Source organism: Hyphomicrobium sp., from assembly GCF_009026145.1.
In the GTDB taxonomy this organism is placed as follows: domain Bacteria; phylum Pseudomonadota; class Alphaproteobacteria; order Rhizobiales; family Hyphomicrobiaceae; genus Hyphomicrobium_A.
The window spans coordinates 38,561-56,351 of the sequence record NZ_WBUE01000024.1 but is presented as its reverse complement, the minus strand read 5'-3'; the positions used below and the strand labels follow the sequence as shown (position 1 = coordinate 56,351).

Below are 17,791 nucleotides of genomic sequence, written 5' to 3'. Positions count from 1 at the left end.
TTCGTTCCATTTCAGCGTGGCGGAAATTCGGCTTTTCCCCAGTGACTTGCGCTCGGCGCCTAGCCCGTCGCGCGCCGATCACGGCGCCGCCGCCGCCAGGGTCCGCCGAGGCACGCGAACGCACCGGGAACACCGGGGCCGCCACGCTGGTGTGATGGCACTTTTGGCTCCCATCGCTTGCCAGCGCGGCATCCGCGGGTTAGCTCGGAGAAACCAATGTTTCGGACTTCCCTGCCTTCCCTGCATGGCTCGGGTCCCTGCTCGGCGGCGGGGGTTCGCGTGCGGATCATTCTGCATCCCGGGCGGGGAGACCTCCATGCAACCCACCTGGGAGCTTCGCCTATATGACCAGCCGCCCCGAAATCGTTTTCCAACCGCTCTCCGCCGACCTCGAGCCGACGGTCGTCGCGCTCGCCGGCACCGACGTGGCGCTGGGCAGCCGCGCGCGTGAGATCGACCAGCGCGCGGGCGGTGCCATTCTCAAGGCGGCCGAGGCAGCCCAGTACAAGGGGCGCAAGAAGTCGACGGTCGAGGTGCTCGCTCCGCCGCGCCTCGGCAGCGTCAACCGCATCATCCTGCTCGGCACCGGCAAGACGGGCGAGCTGAAGGAGAACGACTGGGTGCTGCTCGGCGGCTCGACGGCGGCAGCAGTCGGCGCGCGCAAGACGAAGTCGGCGAGCCTCATCGCCGAGGCGTCCGACACCGGCGGCATGAAGCCGGAGATGCTCGCCGCCCTGCTCGCCTTCGGCGTCGCCCTGCGCCAGTACGAATTCAAGAAGTACCTCACCAAGACCAACAAGTCGGAGGACGAGCCGAACGAGCCCGACGGGCTGCAGAAGCTCGTCGTGCATTGCGCCGATCCCGACAAGGCGCGCGCCGCCTATCAGCACTACGAGGCGGTGGCCAACGGCACCCTCACCGCCCGCGACCTCGTCAACGAGCCGGCCAACGAGCTGGGGCCGGTCGAATTCGCCGATCGCGTTAAAGAATTGGAGAAAGCCGGCGTCGAGGTCGAGATCCTCGATCAGGACGACCTTGCCAAGCTCAAGATGGGCGCGCTGCTCGCCGTGGCGCAGGGCAGCGTGCGCCCGGCGCGCGTCGCCATCCTGCAGTGGCACGGCGCCAAGTCGAAGCGAGCAAAGCCCCTCGCCTTCATCGGCAAGGGCGTCGTGTTCGACACCGGCGGCATCTCCATCAAGCCAGCCGCCGGCATGGAGGACATGAAGGGCGACATGGGTGGCGCGGCCGCCGTCGTCGGCCTGATGCAGGCGCTCGCCGAGCGCAAGGCCACCGTCAACGTCGTCGGCATCATCGGCCTCGTCGAGAATATGCCGTCGGGGACGGCGACGCGACCCGGCGACATCGTGCGCGCGCACTCGGGGCAGACGGTGGAGATTCTCAACACCGACGCGGAGGGGCGGCTCGTCCTCGTCGACCTCATCTCCTACGTGCAGGAGCGATTCAAGCCGCGCCTCATCATCGATCTGGCGACGCTCACCGGCGCCATCATGGTATCGCTCGGCAAGGAGTACGCGGGCCTCTTTTCCAACGATGACAAGCTGGCGCACGATCTGCTCGAGGCCTCGGCCGAAACGGGCGAGAAGATCTGGCGCATGCCGCTCGACAAGGCCTACGACAAGATGCTCGAATCTAAGAACGCCGACATCAAGAACATCGGCGGGCGCTGGGCGGGCGCCTGCACCGCCGCCGCCTTCATCAAGTTCTTCGTCAAGGACACCCCGTGGGCGCACATCGATCTCGCCGGCACGGCGATGGACGCGCCGAAGTCGGAGATCAATCCGAGCTGGGGCTCGGGCTGGGGCGTGCGGCTCTTGGACCGCTTCGTCGCCGACAAGTACGAGAAGGGCGAGAAGTAAGGCGCAAGGCGGCTCTGAGCCTTCCATCGCCGTCTCCGTAAGTATCCGTAAATACACGTTAATAGAGACATATTTTCCATAATATATATTATGCGAACTAGACGGCTGGACAGTTGAGCTCGTTCGCCAGCTGTCCCAGAGCGGCGAGCGTGGCGGAGGTGCGCTGCTGATCGTCCCCCGGCCGTGCGCGCAGCACGCCCATGGCCGCATCGCCGGCTGCCTTGCCGCGCGCAACCGGCTCACACGTCCGCGCCCGTTTGGCGAGTTGCAGGTTGGCTTCCGCCAACAGCATCTGCGACTCGGCCCACAACAGCGGCGTCTCCGTCGGGGAGCGGACTTTGAGGCTTTGGCTCAACGAATCGATCGCGTCGAGGATACGACCCGGCCCCGCGTCCCCCTCGGCCAGCAGCAGCTCGGTTTGGGCGAGCGAGGTGAGCGTCAGCGCCCATGGCATGGGCACCCGTTGCTGTGTTCTGGTGGTCAGCGCATCGCGAAAAGCCGTCTCGGCTCGCTCCAAATCGGTCCGCTCCTGCGCCAGTTTTCCGCGATTGACGAGTGCGAAGCCGAGGATCTGCTGCGTGGCTCCCCATTGCAGGGGCGCCTGCTCGCGCTTGAGATCCTTGACTACCTCCTCGAGCATGGCCACTGGAGCGTCGAGCTTCGGGCGGTCGTTCTCGCGGAGCGCGATGAGCACCAAGGCGGCGGCCATATTCGTCTCCGTCATCGCCCAGTCGAGGGGAACGACGTCGCGCGGCTGCGCCAACTGGGCGGTCTTGTAGGCTTCGATGGCCTTCGCGAGGTTCTCGCCGCCGCTTTCGCGCGCGCCAAGCGTGGCGAGCGCAGTGCCATAGTTGTTCTGCACCTTCGCCCAATCGAGAGACCAATCAGGATCGATGACGTCCAGAGCGCTCTTGAAGGTATCTACTGCCTCCTTGAGACGAGCGGTGCCAGGCTCTCGCTCGCCCATTCTCAGCAGCGCATTGCCGAGGTCGTTGGTGGTCACCGCCCATTCGCGCGGATGCGTATCGCGCGCAAAGTGGCTGAGCGCCGCCTGGAACGCGGCCCTGGCCTGCTCGAACTTGGCAGTGCCGCTGGAGCGCTCCCCCAAACGCATGAGAGCGTTGCCGAGCCGATCCTGCGTGGCAGCCCAGCGCTGCTCATCCTTGTCCTGCCAATAGCTCGCGACCGCGCGGAGTTCCGCGACCCCGCGCTCGATCGTCGCTGAGTCGCCCGTCTGATCCCCGAGCCGCGCCAAACTGGATGCGAGGGACTCGCGCAAAATGGCAAGGTTCTTGTCCGAGAGCGCAGCAGAAGGACGCCTGACAATCGCTTCGAGGCGCCTCACCTGCGGCTTCAGCACCTCGCCAATATAGGTTCCCGTGCCGTAGGTGGGGTTGGCGGCTGCGACGGCCTGGGCGACGACAATCTCGGCCAGGTCGGTACCGAAACTCGGCTCGAGCTCTAGCATCTCGTTGCCGACTTGATATCCCTTTGCGGCGCTCGGGGATCCTCCGTGTCTGGATAGGAACCGGAGCCTCAGCACGCGTGTGCCCTCCTCGGCCAGCGAGCCCCAAATCAGCACGTCGGCGTTGAAGGTCTCGAGCCAGCTCTGACCCTCCCGCTCGGCATGGGCACGCGCGGCGGCGTCCCCAGACCAGGCGATCTTCAGCTCGCGCATCGCCAGCTGCACCTGGACGGGCGACGTTGGATCGAACCCGCCAAATCCCTTCTCCAGGGCAAAAACGATATGGCCGCTCTGTTCATGGCCCGTGTCGCCTTCGAGGTCGGCGACCAGAATGTTGTAGTGGTCCGCCGGCATGCGGTTGACCGATAGCCACTGGATCACGTCCTTTGGGTAATCGACCACAATGGAGGTCTCGAAGTAGTTCCATGCAAACGCGGCGCCGCCGACGAGACCGAAGAACCCCGCGATCGCGCCAGTTAGCCAGGAAGGCAAAGACATCGCGAGGGAATAGAGGCGCTCAATCCACGCCCAGACGCGTCGCAGAATGTCCATGGCAATATCTCTGAGAGCAAATAAGAGAATGAATAGGCCACTCTACCGCAACACAAGATAAGGCGTGAGCCCTCGGCGACGGGCGAGGTCAAAAATCTACAGCAGCGCGTCCTCGGCGCGGCGCACGCCGGCGGCAATGAGCGCCGCGTAGAGCGCGCTGACGAAGCCCGACAGCACGTTGACGCTGATGACGATGGCGATGATTCGCGCCGTATCGGCATCGACGATCTGGCTCAGGATGGTGACGATGAATTGGTCGAACGCCTGCTTGATCTGGAACAGCAGCTCGCTCACCTGCTCGATCGAGGGGTGCTCCGGCGTCTCGAAGATGATCTTCCAGCCGATGTCGCTGACGGTCGATTGCGGAAGCACGGCGGCGGCGGCGAGCACGGCCATGCCGATCGAGAATAGAAGGCCGAGCAGCGGCGCCAGGCGGAAGTAGCCCCAGCGCATGGGCAGCGCGTCCGACTTGAGCGACAGCAGGCGCAACAGGCTCGCGCCGGCATAGATGCAGAGCGCGAACACCACCGCCACCCAGAAGCGGCGGTCGGTATCGGTGCCGGAGAAGGTGAACAGCGTCGCCACACCCGCCACGATGCCTTTGAACGCCGCCTCGAGGAAGCCCACCATCGCGGTGAGGACGGCGCTGCGCCTGACGAGCCCGCCGAAATAGAACGGCAGCTCGTAGCGCAGCCGCGCCACCTCGAGCCTGAGGCCGAGCAGAAAGCTCAGCGCCGCCGTCACGCCGGCAAACACGAACGGGCAATAGAAGGCGAAGGCGGCGATGGCGGCCACGGCCGCCACCTCGCCCGCCATGATGATGGCGTTGCTGAGGATGCGCAGGATGATCATGCGTCGTATCCGCTCGGGCGATCCATCGCGCGGACGCGCCCCCTTCCCCTAGTCTGATGCTAGACCGGACGGGGACGGGGAGACAATGGCGCAAAGCTGCGCGCCGGCGCTACTGCAGCGAGGAGACCGTCTGCGGCGCGTGACACACGGCACCCGGTGGCGGCACACTCCCGTCATCCCGGCGCAGGCCGGGATGACGCAAGCTTCCGCGTCGGCGACACTGCAGTAGCTCACCGCGCCGAACTCGCACAGCCAGATTTCACCAGAAGCGATCGTTGAAACTGGCCTGGATCCCGCTCTAGCCGGGATGACGACATTAGGGGCAGCGCCAGCATGCCGTCTCGCCGTGTCGACCGGCTTCCATTAGGGTGCCGCGCATGACGCCCTCCAAAGACATCTCCCGCCTCATCGAGATCATGGCCGCGCTGCGCGATCCCAAGACCGGCTGCCCGTGGGACCAGCAGCAGACGTTCGCCACCATCGCCCCCTACACCATCGAGGAGGCCTACGAGGTCGCCGACGCCATCGCGCGCGGCGACATCGCCCACCTCAAGGACGAGCTGGGCGATCTGTTGCTGCAGGTCGTCTACCACGCGCGCATGGCCGAGGAGAGAAGTGCCTTCGCCTTCGGCGACGTCGTCGAGGCGATCACGGCGAAGATGATCCGCCGCCACCCGCATGTGTTCGGTACCGAGGAGGAGCGCGCCGCCGGCGCCGCCCCGGGCTTCTGGGACCGCGCCAAGCAGGCGGAGAACAGCAACAATGGAAAGACGAGCGGCGGCGTCCTCGACGACGTATCCGTCGCGCTGCCCGCATTGACGCGCGCCATCAAGTTGCAGAACAAAGCCGCCAAGGTCGGCTTCGATTGGCCCTCGCTCGCACCTGTGTTCGCCAAGCTCGAGGAGGAGATCGCCGAGCTGCACGAGGCCATCGCCGAGAACGCGGCCGTGCCCCACCCGGACATCGAGGAGGAGTTCGGCGACCTTTTGTTCGTCGTCGCCAATGTCGCCCGTCACCTGAAGATCGATCCCGAGGCGGCGCTGCGGGCAGCAAACGAGAAGTTCAGGCGCCGCTTCCGCTACATCGAGGATGCGCTTGCCAAGCGCGGGTCATCGCCCGCCCAGTCCAATCTCGCCGAGATGGACGCGCTGTGGGACGAGGCCAAGGCCAACGGCAAGTAAGCCCTGAGCGGGGCGTATTTCGCCGCAACCAAATGTCAATTCCGGTTCATCCGCCGTTCAGGCTTCGGGAGCCTTTCTAGGCGCGCGGACGGCGTTCATGGCGCCGGGCGCCTCACATCAAGTCCATTCCAAACGGAGTACCCGCAATGTCTCGAACCCTCGTGATTGCGAGCGCGGTCTGTGCCATGTCGGCAGCCGCCTTGCTCACCCCCGCCCAGGCCACCCCGGTGAACGGCCTGACGACGGGCAAGCTGCTCCCCGCTCAGTCGATGATCGAGAAGGCCGGCTGGCGTCGCTGCGCCAAATGGAACTACATCTGCCGCGAGCGCTGGGGCTGGGGCTGGAAGTACCGCCGCTGCATGCGCCGCCACGGTTGCTGAAGTGACGGTCCGGAGCAACTGCGGTTGCTCCGGACACCCCTACCCTAGATCTTATGACGTGCTCAGTTGTGTGGGCCGTGGGCGCCGAAGTCCTCGGCGCGCGGCTCCTCGACGTTCACGCCTGTGGCGCGGTTGATGGCCATGGTCACGCCCCACAGGACAACGCCGATGGACAGCAGCACACCGGCGATGACGTACTGCTGCGGATCGCGCCCCGTCCACGGCCCGACGAGAAAGCCGCAGGTGAGCGCGCCGAGTAGCGGAACTATGGTCGGTGCGCTGAAGTGGCCGTGATCGACCTTGTCCTTGCGTAGGACGAGCACCGCAACGTTCACCACCGTGAACACGCACAGCAAGAGCAGCGCCGTGGTGCCGCCCAGCGCCGGCACCTCGCCGACGAAGGTGATGAGCGCGAAGGCTAGGAGCGTCGTAAAGCCGATGGCGACGTAGGGCGTACGCCGGGCGCTATGCACCTTGCCGAGCACCGGCGGCAGCACATGCTCGCGGCTCATGCCGTAGATCAGCCGGCTCGCCATCAGCATGTTGATGAGGGCGCTGTTGGCGACGGCGAACATGGTGATGAAGCCGAACACACCGAGCGGGAACGCAGGCGCGCCCGCCTGCACCACCTTCAAGAGCGGCGTCTCGCCCTCGCCCAGCTCCCGCGGCGGCACCAGCGCGATGGCCGAGACCGACACCAGCACGTAGACGAGCCCGGTGAGGATGAGGCCGGTCAACAGCACTTTGGGGAAGATGCGGCTCGGATCCTTGGTCTCCTCGGCCATGTTCACCGAATCCTCGAAGCCGACCATGGCGAAGAAGGCGAGCGTGGTGCCGGCGATCACCGCCCAGAAGGCGCCGCCGTCGGCGCTGGTGTTGAACGTGAGCGCGCGTGACGGATCGCCGGTGCCGGCGCCGATCGCCCACAGGCCGATGGCGATGATGATCAGGAGCCCCGACAGCTCGACGCAGGTCAAGAGCACGTTGAGCTTCACGCTCTCACCGACGCCGCGGAAGTTGATGGCCGCCACCGCCGCCATGAAGGCGAGGCCGATGAGCGTTATGCCGACGCCGCCGGCGAGCCCTAGCCCGAGCGAGTCTGAGAAGTTGGCGGCGAAGGCGCGCGAGGCCGTCGACGCCGAGGTGATGCCCGAGCACATCACGGCAAAGGCGATGAGGAATGTGACGAAGTGGATGCCGAAGGCACGGTGGGCATAGAGCGCGGCGCCGGCGGCCTTCGGGTACTTGGTGACCAGCTCCAGGTAGCTGAAGGCGGTCAGCACGGCGACGAGGAAGGCGACGAGGAATGGCAGCCACACGGCGCCGCCGACGTGCTTGGCCACCTGGCCGGTGAGCGCATAGATGCCAGTGCCGAGGATGTCGCCGACGATGAACAGCAACAGCAGCCACGGGCCCATGACCCGGACCAGCGAAGGCTCGCCGGTCGCGGGCTTGTCGTCCGGCTTGGCGGCGGCTTCGTTCATCGCACTCCCCCTGCATCGGAAGGCGCGAGTGTGGCCGCCCTGGCGTGAGCGCGTCAAACGAAAGCTGCGCGCTCGAGCCTTCTCCGGCAATGCGCCAAGACGGGCGCCAGGCCGTTACCAGTTGCGCACGATACGCTCGATCCGCGCCGCCGCCCCCTTGAAGGCGGGCGTGCGAGAAGCGCCATCGAACTCGGTGCCGATGAGCCGGTTCGCCGACTGCTTTGGATAGTGGAAGGGATAGAACACCATCCCCTCCGGCATGCGGTCGGTGACGAGCACGCGTGCCTCGATCGAGCCGCGGCGCGTGGTGAGCCGTGCCCAGTCGCCGGTCTTGAGCGCGCTGCGCTTGGCGTCCTCGGGATTGATCTCCACCTCGCCCTCGGGCCGCATGTAGTTCAGCCCCTGCGAGCGGCTCGTCATCGTGCCCGTATCGTAGTGCTCGAGCTGGCGCCCGGTATCGACGATCAGCGGGTAGTCGGCGCTCGCATCCTCGATGGCGCGCTGCTGCGTGAGCACGGTGAAGCTGGCGCGTCCATCCTCGGTCGGGAAGCGCTCCGCGTAGAGGAAGCGCGTGCCGGGGTGCGAGGTGTCCGGGCACGGCCACTGCAAACCGCCGTTGCCCTTCAGCCGCTCGTGGCGGATGCCGGCATAGGAGGGAACCAGCGAAGCGATCTCTTCCATGATCGCGGCCGCGCTGGGATACGACATCGGATAGCCCATCGCCGTCGAGACATCGCACACGATCTGCCAATCGGGGCGGGCCTGGCCCGGCGGATCGACGGCCTTCTGCAAGAGCTGCACGCGCCGCTCGGTGTTGGTGAAGGTGCCCTCCTTCTCGGCGAACGCCGCAGCCGGAAGCACGACGTCGGCCAGCTGCGCCGTCTCGGACATGAAGATGTCCTGCACGACCAGGAACTCGAGGTTGCGCAGGCCCTTCTCCACCGCGGCGGTATTCGGGCTCGCCGACAGCGCGTTGTCGCCCATGATGTACATGGCGCGGATTTCGCCGGTGGCGGCTGCTGCCTCCAACTCGATGATGGACATGTACGGATTGTCGGGCAGCCTCACGCCCCACGCTTTCTCGAACTTGGCGCGCGCCGTGGGGTCGGTGATGCTCTGGTAGCCCGGCAGGGCATTGTGGTGCCCCTGCATGTCGGAGGCGCCTTGCACGTTGGCCTGCCCGCGGAGCGGCATCCAGCCGGTGCCCGGACGGCCCACGTGGCCGGTGAGCAGCCCCAGGTTCGCCATGCCGAGCGCGCCGTCGACGCCCTTCAGATGCTGGGTGATGCCCATGCCCCAAAGCAGCATGCCGCGCTCCGCCTTGGCGTAGAGACGCGCGGCCTCGCGCACGAGCTCGGGCTCCACCCCGGTGACGATCGCCATCCTCTCGGGGCTGTATCGCGCTAGGTTATCGACAAACGCTTCGTAGTTCGCCGTGCGCGCTTTGATGAAGGATTCGTTCGCCAGCCGTTCCCCGACGATGACGTGCGCGAGCGAGTTCAAGAGCGACACGTTGGTACCGGGCTTGAGGCGCAGCCAGATGTCGGCATGCCCGACCAGCTCGGTGCGGCGCGGGTCGGCAGCGATGATCTTGGCGCCCCGCTCATACTTGGCGCGCAGCACCTCGCTGGAGATGACAGGATGCGACACGGTGGGATTTGAGCCGACCGCAAGAATGACATTCGCTAGTCCGATGTCCGTGGCCGAGGCGGAGGGCGCGCTCGACCCGATCGCCTGCTTCAAGGCGACGACGCTCGCCATGTGGCAGAGCCGCGCACAATGGTCGATGTTGTTGGTCCCGACCGCGCAGCGAATGAGCTTCTGCAGGACGTAGTTGTCCTCGTTGCTGACGCGCGCCGAGGTAAGGGCGCCGATGCTGTGCGGTCCGTGCGCGGCTTTGATCGCGTTGAGGCGGCGCGCCACGTGGGCGATCGCCTCTTCCCACGTTGCCTCCTCGAAGGGGCTGCCTTTGCCGCCGCGGCGGATCAGCGGCTTGGTCAGGCGTTCCGGGCTTTGGATGAAGTCCATGCCGAAGCGGCCTTTGACGCAAAGGTTGCCGGAGTTGGACGGCGAGCGCGTCGAGGCGTTGACGGCGACGATCCTGTCGCCCTCGGTTTCGAACTCGATGGCGCACCCGGTGCCGCAAAAGTTGCAGACACTATCCGTCTTCTTGCGCTCCGACTTCGGCAAGACGCCGGTGTCGAACAGGCTCTTCAGGGCTCCCGTGGGACACACGCCGACACACTGGCCGCAGTTGTTGCATTCGGTATCGCGGAAATCGAAGGTACCGCTCACCAGCGCCGGATAGCCGTCGCTGTCGGTCGTGTAGACGTTGCGATGCTGCACCGTCTCGCAGACGTTCACGCACGCCATGCACTTGATGCACTTCTCGCGATTGAGCTCGAAGAACGGCCACGACACGATGGGCTCGAAGACACGCTCTTTTTCCGGCGCATAGGCCTTGCCCACGTAGGCGGTCGTCCCGGCGCCGTACTCGAGCGAGTACTTCTGCAGCTTGCACGTCCCAGCCGCCTGGCAGACGCACTGCAGGCAGCGCTCGGCCTCTCGCTGGGCGACGTCGTCGGAGAGGCCCAGCTCGACCTCTGCGAAGGCACCGTCGTTGTCATCGTGGCCGACGTGGCGGGAACTGCGAAAGGCGGCGACGCGCGCGGCCCCATCGAGCACCGGCATCTCGGCCATCTTCGCCGGTTGCTTGGCGGTGGCGCCGATGTCGAAGAACTTCGGAAGCGGGCGCGCAATGGCCTTGGCGATGCCGCGCTCATCGGCCCCGTTCAGATAGGCATGAATGGCATAGGCGCCCTTGCGCCCTGCCGCGACCGCCTCCACCACCGTCGCCGCACCCGTGGCGCAGTCGCCGCCGGCGAACACGCCGCGCAGACTGGTGGCCATCGTCGCCTCGTCGATGGCTATGTGGCCCGAGCGGTTGGTGCCGAGATCGGCCTCGGCCAGTGCGGTCGTGTCGACGTCCTGGCCAATGGCCATCAGGATGGTGTCGGCGGGCGTGAAGTACTCTGATCCCGCCACCGGCTCGGGCTTGCGACGCCCGCTCGCATCGGGCGCGCCCAACGCCATGCGCTGCGCCGTGACGCCGATGGCGCGGCCGTTCTCCACCACCACGGCCACGGGCGCCGCGAGGAAATCGAACCTGACGCCCTCGACCTCGCACTCGTGCACCTCATGTGCGGCGGCCGTCATCTCCGCCCTTGTGCGCCGGTACATCATGATGACCTCGGACGCCCCTTCGCGCCGGGCAGTGCGAGCCGCGTCGGCGGCGGTGAAGCCGCCACCGACCACGATCACGCGCTTGCCGATGGCCGGACGCTCACCCCAGTTGACGCGGCGGAGAAACTCGACCGCCGGCATCACGCCCTGCGCGTCTTCACCCGCAATGCGCGACTTCTTGCCGAGCATGGCGCCGATGGACAGGAACACGGCATCGAAGCCCTGCGCGCGCAGGCTCCCGATCGTGAAATCGCGGCCCACCCATTGGTCGGTCTTGAGCTCGACGCCGAGCGACAGGATGTCGGCGATCTCCTCATCGAGGATGTGGTTGGGCAGGCGGTAGGAGGGAATGCCGAAACGCAACGTGCCGCCCGGTTCCTTCTCGCCCTCGAGCAGGGTCACCGCGTGTCCTTCGAGAGCGAGATAGTAGGCGGCCGACAAGCCACCGGGTCCGGCCCCGATCACGGCAACGCGCTTGCCAGTAGCTGGCTTCGGTGACGGCTGTGTGGGCAGGCCGGACTCACGCGCCTTGTCGGCGGCGTAGCGCTTCAGGGCGCAGATGGCGACGGGCTCACCGTCAATCTGCTGGCGCCGGCATGGGTCCTCGCATGGCCGCGGGCATACGCGCCCAAGGATGCCCGGCAGGGGCAGCATTTCCTTGATCAGCGCTGTCGCCTCGACGTGCTTGCCCTCAGCAATGAGCGCGATGTAGCCGGCGATATCGATGCCGGCCGGGCAGGCGGCCTGGCACGGCGGTTGGCAGTAGGCGTTGTGATTGGAGAGGAAGCCATCGAGCCGAGACTTGCGCAAAGCGCTCAGCGCCGGCGTCATGGTCTTGATGTCGAGGCCGTCGGCAACGAGCGTGCTGCACGCCTTGACCGGCGCGCCGTACCCGGCCACTTCGACGAGGCACATGCCACACTCGCCGCTGGGCTTCAGGCGGGGATCATCACACATGGAGGGTATGGAGATCCCCGCCTTCCGCGCCGCCGCGAGGATAGGGGAGCCGGCCGCGGCCTCAATCGCCGTGCCGTCGATGACGACGCGGCAGGTTTGATCTGTACCCTCGCCAACCCTGCTGCGGCCTGCGTCCGGCGACAGCCGATCTTCAACCTCGGGGTTGGAAAGCATTGCGGGTCCCTCTCCCAAATTTGGGACTCGGCCCCCAAAACAGGGGCTGTCCGTCGCATTATCGAGCATGTCTATCGTGTGATAGCGTCGGTCGATTGTGAATTTTCAATATGTTGTCGGCCGTGAAAGAAAAACTGAATCAACGCCGTATGCGCGACGTGACGCTGAAGCAGCTGCGCGTCGTGCAGGCCGTCGCGCGAACCGGTCGGATCACGTTCGCCGCCAATGAGTTACGGGTGACGCCACCGGCCGTGACGCTGCAGCTCAAGCTGCTCGAGAGCGCCGTGGGACTGGTGCTGTTCGAGCGTACGCGGCAGGGCCTGCGGCTGACGGACGCGGGCCAGTACGTGCTCGGCTTGCAAACGCGCATCGAGGCCGCACTACTGGAGTGCAGCGAGGCGCTGAGCGAAATGAAAGGGCTGACCCGCGGCCGGGTCTCGATCGGCGTGGTCAGCACGGCGAAGTACTTCGCCCCGCGTGCCGTGGCCGCCTTCGCGGCGGCGCACCCGCGCATCGAGGTCAAATTGATCGAGGGCAATCGCGAGACGATCGTCGCCGCACTGGAGCGGTTCGAGCTCGACATCGCCATCATGGGATCGCCTCCCGGCACGCTCGCCGCCGCCCACCGCACCATCGGCGACCATCCCTTCATCATCGTCGCTCCGGCCGGACACCGGCTGGCTGCGCGGCGTCGCGTAACACTCGCGGCCCTCGCCAACGAGAAGTTCCTGTTGCGCGAGCCGGGATCGGGCACGCGCACGCTGATGGAGCGCATGTTCGCAAAGCACGAGGTCGTGCCGCGCGCCGTCACCGAATTCGGCAGCAACGAGACGATCAAGCAGGCGGTGATGGCCGGGCTCGGCCTCGCCTTCATCTCCGCGCACACGGTAGCGGCCGAGATCGCGGCCGGGTGGCTCAGCGTGTTGCACGTCGAAGGCCTGCCGATCGTGCGCCAATGGTACGCCGTCAGAGCCGAGCAAAAGCAGCTCCTGCCCGCCGGGCTGGCCATGTGGGACTTTCTGATGCGGGAGGGAGCCGGATTCCTCCCCGAGGTCTAGTTCGAGCGCCTATTCAGCGGCCTTCACGTAGCTATCCAGCGACGGGCACGAGCACACGAGGTTGCGGTCGCCGTACACGTTGTCGACGCGGTTGACCGGTGGCCAGTACTTGTCGACGCGGAAGGCGCCGGCCGGGAAACAGGCAGCCTCGCGGCTGTACGGCCGACGCCAATCGCCGACCAGATCCTCCACCGTGTGCGGGGCATTCTTCAGCGGGTTGTTGTGCGGGTCGCTGCGCCCATCCTCGATCGCACGCACCTCCTCGCGGATGGCGAGCATGGCATCGCAGAAGCGGTCGAGCTCGGCCTTGGTTTCCGATTCCGTCGGCTCGATCATCAGCGTGCCCGGAACCGGCCAGCTCATCGTCGGCGGATGGAAGCCGCTGTCGATCAGGCGCTTGGCTATGTCGTCGACGGTGATGCCGGCGCTCTGCTGCAGCGGGCGCGTATCGACGATGCATTCATGCGCGACGCGCCCGTTTCTCCCCGTGTAAAGCACCGGGTAGGCACCCTCGAGCCGCTTGGCGATGTAATTGGCGTTGAGGATCGCGACGCGGGTCGCCTGCGTTAGACCCTCCCCGCCCATCATCAGGCAGTAGCTCCAGGAGATGGGTAGGATCGATGCCGATCCGAACGGCGCCGCCGACACGCATCTCGCCCCGCCGGCCTCGGGATTGCCCGGCAGGAAGGGGGCGAGGTGCGCCTTGACGCCGATCGGACCCATGCCGGGGCCGCCGCCGCCATGCGGAATGCAGAACGTCTTGTGCAGGTTGAGATGACTGACGTCGGCGCCCATGTCCCCCGGCCGCGCCAGCCCCACGAGCGCATTGAGATTGGCGCCGTCGAGATAGACCTGCCCGCCGTTGGCGTGGGTGATGTCGCAGATCTCGCGCACCGTCTCCTCGAACACGCCGTGCGTTGAAGGGTAGGTGATCATGCACGCCGCGAGATCGTTCGCATGCTGCTTGGCGAGCGAGCGGAATTGCTCGAGGTCGATATTGCCTTTTGCGTCCGTGCCGATGACGACGACCTGCATGCCGCACATGGCCGCCGAGGCCGGGTTGGTGCCGTGCGCGGAGGCGGGAATGAGACAGACGTTCCGGTGCCCCTCGCCCCGGCTCTGGTGATAGGCGCGAATGGTCAGAAGACCGGCGTATTCGCCCTGCGCGCCCGAGTTCGGCTGCATGGAGATCGCATCGTACCCGGTGATCTGGCAGAGCTTCGCCGAAAGATCCTCGATCAGCTCAGCGTATCCACGCACCTGACCGGCCGGAACGAAGGGGTGGATCTCGGCGAACTCCGGCCAGGTGATGGGGAGCATCTCGGCCGTGGCGTTGAGCTTCATGGTGCACGAGCCCAGCGGAATCATCGCCCGGTCGAGCGCCAGGTCGCGGTCGGCGAGCCGGCGCATGTAGCGCGTCATCTCGCTCTCGGCGCGGTTCATATGAAAGATCGGGTGGGTGAGATATTTCGACTGGCGCAGCAGCGCTTTCGGCAGCCGGTATTCGGGATACTCGTCCTTGTAGACCAGGTTGTAGCCGCCGAAGGCGCGCCATACCGCCTCGAGCGTCGCGGGACGCGTGCGCTCGTCCACCGTGATGCCGATGCGGTCGTTGCCGACCTTGCGCAGGTTCACACCATTGTCGACGGCGTTCTTCATGATCAGCCCCTGATAGGGACCGACCTCGACGGTGATGGCGTCGAAGTAGGATTCGGGCGCGATTCTGAAGCCGAGCGAAGCCAGTCCGTCGGCAAGGCGCGCCGCCTTGCGATGCACGCGCTCGGCGATCGCCTTGAGCCCCTTGGGGCCGTGGAACACGGCGTACATCGAGGCGATCACGGCGGGTAGCACCTGCGCGGTGCAGATGTTGGAGGTGGCCTGGCCGCGGCGGATGTGCTGCTCGCGCGTCTGCAGCGCCAGCCGGTAGGCGCGATTGCCCCTCGCGTCGATCGACACGCCGACGAGCCGCCCCGGCAGGGCGCGCTTATAGGCGTCCTTCACCGCGATGTAGGCGGCATGCGGGCCGCCGTAGCCCATCGGCATGCCGAAACGCTGCATCGAGCCGATGGCGATGTCGGCCCCCATCTCGCCCGGCGGCTTCAGCAGCGTAAGCGCCAAGGGATCGGCGGCGATGACGCCCAGGGCCTTGGCGGCGTGCAGCTTGGCGATGACGGAGGAGAAGTCGTGAAAGTCGCCGTTCACGCCGGGATACTGGAAGATGGCGCCGAACACCGCCTTGGGATCGAGATCCTTGAACGGATCGCCGACGATGAGCTTCCAGCCCATCGGCTCGGCGCGGGTCTGCAGCACGGCGAGCGTCTGCGGCAGGCATTGCCCGTCGACGAAGAAGGACTCGGCCTTCGATTTCGTCACCCGGCGCGCCAGCGCCATCGCCTCCGCCGCCGCCGTCGCCTCGTCGAGCAACGAGGCGTTGGCGACGTCGAGCCCGGTCAAGTCACTGACCAGCGTCTGGAAGTTGAGCAGCGCCTCGAGGCGGCCCTGGCTGATCTCCGGCTGATAAGGTGTATAGGCCGTGTACCAGGCCGGGTTCTCCAGAATGTTGCGCTGGATCGCCGGCGGCATGATCGTGCCGTGATAGCCCTGGCCGATGAGCGAGGTGAGGACGCGGTTCTTGTTGGCCGTCTCGCGCAGCTTATCGAGCGCGCCGCGCTCCGAGCGCGGACGGCCGAATTCCAACGGCGCCGTCTGCCGTATCCCCTTCGGTACGGTCTCCTCGATCAAGGCATCGAGGTCCTCGGCGCCGACGATGCGCAGCATCTGCGCCATCTCCTCGGGCGACGGCCCGATATGGCGCCGATTGGCAAAGTCGTAGGGCTCGTATCTATCGCTGGCCATGCCGATCACCATCAGCCGATGAGGGATTTGTAGGCGTTCTGATCCATCAGCTCCTCCATATCCTCGATGCGGGCGAGCTTGAGCTTGAAGAACCAGCCCGCACCCATTGGGTCACTGTTGACGACGCCGGGCTCGCCGACGATTGCCGCATTGGTCTCAACCACCTCGCCTGACAGCGGGGCATAGACGTCGGACGCAGCCTTCACCGATTCGACCGTCGCCGCCCGCTCGCCCTTCTCGAGCTTGGCGCCGACCTCCGGCAGCTCGACGAAGACGAGGTCGCCCAGCTGCTCGGCGGCGTGCGCGGTGATACCGACGGTGGCGACGCCGCTGTCGAGCTTCAGCCATTCGTGCTCCTCGGTGAATTTCAGCAAGGCTCCCTCCTCGAATTGCTTGCGCTGCGGCCGCGTTGATAGTGGGTGGTGATGAAGGGTAGCGGGCTCACCTCGACGGGGAGCCGCTTGTCGCGGACTTCGGCGAAGATCCGCGTCCCTGGCGCCGCCAGCTCGGTGGGCAGGTACCCCATGGCGACAGGCGCGTTGACGCTGGGTCCGAAGACGCCGGAGGTAACGACGCCGACAGACTTGTCGGCGCCCTCGGCGGGGAACAACGGCGCGCCCGCGCGCACCGGAGCCTTGCCTTGCGTGCGCAGTCCAACGCGGCGGCGCGCGGCGCCGTTCTCCAGTTGCGCCAGGATGATCTCGGCGCCGGGAAAGCCGCCCGCGCGGGGGCAGCCGTGCCGGCGCACTTTTGGGATTGCCCACGCCAGCTCCGCCTCGACCGGCGTCGTCGTTTCGTCGATGTCGGATCCGTAGAGGCAAAGGCCGGCTTCGAGGCGCAGGGAATCGCGCGCGCCGAGGCCGGCCGGGGCAACCGTCGGATCCTCGAGCAGAGCTTCTGCGATCTCGCGCGCGATGTCCGCGTGCGAGGCGATCTCGAAGCCATCCTCGCCGGTATAGCCGGAGCGCGAGACGACGCACTGCGCGCCGAGGATCTCGAACGTCCGCACGTCCATGAAGGCCATCCGTCCGCACTCGGGTGCGATGCGCTCGAGCGCCGCCGCTGCCTTGGGGCCCTGCAGCGCAATGAGCGCGCGCTCCTTCAGCAGCTCCACCTCACATCGATCGACGAGGAACGCGCGCAGATGCGCCGCGTCGGCTGCCGTGCGCGCGGCATTGACGACGAGGTGCAGATGATCGCCCAAGTGGGCGACCATCAGATCGTCGAGCATCCCACCCGAGGCAGCGGTGAAGAAGGTGTAGACCTGCCGCCCGGCCTTCAGTCCGACGATGTCCGCCGGCACGAGTTCTTCCAGCGCCCGCGCCGCGTCCAACACTTCGCCCGATCGCGCCCGCAGCGCGACCTGACCCATGTGCGAAACGTCGAACAGCCCGGCGGCGGCGCGCGTGTGCAGATGCTCTTTGAGTATGCCGGCTGGATATTGGAGCGGCATCTCGTAGCCGGCGAACGGCACCATGCGCGCGCCGAGATCGACGTGCAGACCGTGCAGCGGCGTGCGCTTGAGCCCCGCAACCGAACTGGAATTGCCGTGACCGCTCATGCAGAGGCTCCTTGGCTCATTCGCGCACGCCTTCATGCGCCGGCACGAGCCCCCTCTGTCCTGAAACCTGAAAGATTGGACGCCTTGCCGCCAACCATTATAGCGGGAGCGCCTTATCCTCTTCGGTGGGCCGGCGCGGATCCGGCCACTT

At 66.5% G+C, this 17,791-nt stretch carries 11 protein-coding genes; 4 read left to right on the top strand and 7 right to left on the bottom strand.

All coding sequences use genetic code 11. From position 1 onward, the window contains the following. Positions 1 to 344: 344 nt before the first annotated feature. Positions 345 to 1,877, top strand: coding sequence for a leucyl aminopeptidase (locus F9K20_RS16470; protein ID WP_291004236.1), 1,533 nt, complete (start codon positions 345 to 347; stop codon positions 1,875 to 1,877). A gap of 97 nt (positions 1,878 to 1,974) precedes the next feature. Here F9K20_RS16470 and F9K20_RS16465 read toward each other — a convergent pair whose 3' ends face one another. Both F9K20_RS16465 and F9K20_RS16460 read right to left on the bottom strand, forming a co-directional pair. Beyond that, a complete protein-coding gene (locus F9K20_RS16465; RefSeq protein WP_291004233.1) occupies positions 1,975 to 3,894 on the bottom strand; it encodes a tetratricopeptide repeat protein in 1,920 nt (639 codons plus the stop codon). Between the two features lie 96 nt (positions 3,895 to 3,990). Then, positions 3,991 to 4,746, bottom strand: a complete 756-nt coding sequence (locus F9K20_RS16460) for a hypothetical protein (protein ID WP_291004231.1) — start codon at positions 4,744 to 4,746, stop codon at positions 3,991 to 3,993. Positions 4,747 to 5,123: 377 nt separating this feature from the next. Here F9K20_RS16460 and mazG point away from each other — a divergent pair, with 377 nt between their 5' ends. Then, positions 5,124 to 5,927: a nucleoside triphosphate pyrophosphohydrolase gene (gene mazG / locus F9K20_RS16455; RefSeq protein WP_291004228.1), complete on the top strand. Its 804-nt coding sequence runs from the start codon at positions 5,124 to 5,126 to the stop codon at positions 5,925 to 5,927. A 146-nt stretch (positions 5,928 to 6,073) separates the two neighbouring features. After that, positions 6,074 to 6,307 (top strand): glycosyl hydrolase family 5, encoded by a 234-nt coding sequence (locus tag F9K20_RS16450; RefSeq protein ID WP_291004225.1) that lies wholly within the window; start codon positions 6,074 to 6,076, stop codon positions 6,305 to 6,307. A gap of 62 nt (positions 6,308 to 6,369) precedes the next feature. Here the strand turns inward: F9K20_RS16450 and F9K20_RS16445 are convergent, their stop codons facing one another. Together F9K20_RS16445 and fdhF are read right to left on the bottom strand one after the other, a co-directional pair. Beyond that, entirely contained in the window at positions 6,370 to 7,791 is a 1,422-nt protein-coding gene (locus F9K20_RS16445) for an APC family permease (RefSeq protein WP_291004222.1), read from the bottom strand. A gap of 114 nt (positions 7,792 to 7,905) precedes the next feature. Beyond that, positions 7,906 to 12,165 carry a formate dehydrogenase subunit alpha gene (fdhF, locus tag F9K20_RS16440; RefSeq protein ID WP_291004219.1) on the bottom strand — a complete coding sequence of 1,420 codons (4,260 nt, stop codon included), beginning with the start codon at positions 12,163 to 12,165 and terminating at the stop codon, positions 7,906 to 7,908. A gap of 149 nt (positions 12,166 to 12,314) precedes the next feature. Here fdhF and F9K20_RS16435 point away from each other — a divergent pair, with 149 nt between their 5' ends. Then, entirely contained in the window at positions 12,315 to 13,223 is a 909-nt protein-coding gene (locus tag F9K20_RS16435; RefSeq protein ID WP_291004216.1) for a LysR family transcriptional regulator, read from the top strand. A 9-nt stretch (positions 13,224 to 13,232) separates the two neighbouring features. Here the strand turns inward: F9K20_RS16435 and gcvP are convergent, their stop codons facing one another. From gcvP to gcvT, 3 genes are read right to left on the bottom strand one after another with little or no spacing between them, the layout of a single operon-like run. Next, positions 13,233 to 16,079 (bottom strand): aminomethyl-transferring glycine dehydrogenase, encoded by a 2,847-nt coding sequence (gene gcvP / locus F9K20_RS16430; protein WP_291004213.1) that lies wholly within the window; start codon positions 16,077 to 16,079, stop codon positions 13,233 to 13,235. Positions 16,080 to 16,090: 11 nt separating this feature from the next. Then, positions 16,091 to 16,453 (bottom strand): glycine cleavage system protein GcvH, encoded by a 363-nt coding sequence (gene gcvH, locus F9K20_RS16425; RefSeq protein ID WP_291004211.1) that lies wholly within the window; start codon positions 16,451 to 16,453, stop codon positions 16,091 to 16,093. Then, positions 16,447 to 17,640, bottom strand: a complete 1,194-nt coding sequence (gene gcvT / locus F9K20_RS16420; protein WP_291004208.1) for a glycine cleavage system aminomethyltransferase GcvT — start codon at positions 17,638 to 17,640, stop codon at positions 16,447 to 16,449. Before gcvT ends, gcvH begins: the two co-directional genes overlap by 7 nt. Between the last annotated feature and the right edge of the window lie 151 nt (positions 17,641 to 17,791).